Source organism: Microcystis sp. LEGE 08355 (assembly GCF_015207185.1).
Taxonomy (GTDB): Bacteria; Cyanobacteriota; Cyanobacteriia; order Cyanobacteriales; family Microcystaceae; genus Microcystis; species Microcystis panniformis.
Window position 1 is genome coordinate 1 of sequence record NZ_JADEXI010000888.1, and the last position, 1,310, is coordinate 1,310.

General features: G+C 38.5%; 2 pseudogenes. Both read left to right on the forward strand.

Annotation, left to right across the window (positions count from 1 at the left end):
- Window positions 1–307, forward strand: a pseudogene (locus IQ242_RS24980) (Uma2 family endonuclease); the annotation flags it as partial.
- A gap of 88 nt (window positions 308–395) precedes the next feature.
- Window positions 396–1,178, forward strand: a pseudogene (locus IQ242_RS24985) (Uma2 family endonuclease); the annotation flags it as partial.
- Between the last annotated feature and the right edge of the window lie 132 nt (window positions 1,179–1,310).

Here is a 1,310-nt window from a genome sequence, read left to right on the forward strand (position 1 = left end):
TTATCTCTGGAGTGAAGAGTTAGGATTATATTTAGGCATATTTGACCGGAAACTGCGTTATTTTACCGTCGATGGTCAATTGGTTCCCACTCCCCAAGAAGCTGAATTACAGCAAAGACAAGCAAAGGAACAGATTCTTTTAGAAAGGGAACAGATTCTTTTAGAAAAGGAACAGGAACGACAGGCAAAAGAACAGGCTCTTTTAGAAAAAGAACAGGCTCTTTTAGAAAAAGAACAAGAACGACAAGCTAAGGAAAAATTAGCGGCAAAATTACGAGAATTAGGCATCAATCCCCAGACAATTTAGCCAGTTAAAATTCCCCATTCCTAATTCCTAATTGATAATTTCTCATAGCTGTTATAATTAGAGCAATGTCCCAGCCAGGGGAAAAACTATGACAACTCTCGACATTTTACCAGAAGTCACCTGTCCCCCCACCGATTTATGGAGTGATGAACCACCCTTGGAAAGTGATTTACACCTGCAACAGATCATAATTCTTCTCAGTTGTCTAGAATTATTATGGCAAGAGAAAAACGATTACTACGCTTCTGGTAATCTGACTATCTACTATAACGAAGAACAACTGAAAAAGCGCGATTTCTGTGGTCCTGATTTTTTTGTGGTTTTAGATACAGAAAAACGTCCCCGCAAAAGTTGGGTGGTTTGGGGAGAACAGGGAAAATATCCCAATGTAATCGTCGAGATTCTCTCCGATTCTACGGCCAATATTGACCGAACTAAAAAGAAAATTCTCTACCAAAATACTTTTCGCACTCCTAATTATTTTTGGTTCGATCCTAATACCTTAGAATGGCAGGGATTTAGACTAATTGAGGGACAATATCAAGCTATTTCTGCCAATGAGCAGGGTTATCTCTGGAGTGAAGAGTTAGGATTATATTTAGGCATATTTGACCGGAAACTGCGTTATTTTACCGTCGATGGTCAATTGGTTCCCACTCCCCAAGAAGCTGAATTACAGCAAAGACAAGCAAAGAAACAGATTCTTTTAGAAAAGGAACAGATTCTTTTAGAAAAGGAACAGATTCTTTCAGAAAAGGAACAAGAACGACAGGCAAAGGAACAGGCTCTTTTAGAAAAAGAACAGGCTCTTTTAGAAAAAGAACAAGAACGACAAGCTAAGGAACAGTTCCTTTTAGAAAAGGAACAGATTCTTTCAGAAAAGGAACAGGAACGACAGGCAAAAGAACAGGCTCTTTTAGAAAAAGAACAGGCTCTTTTAGAAAAAGAACAAGAACGACAAGCTAAGGAAAAATTAGCGGCAAAATTACGAGAATTAGGCATC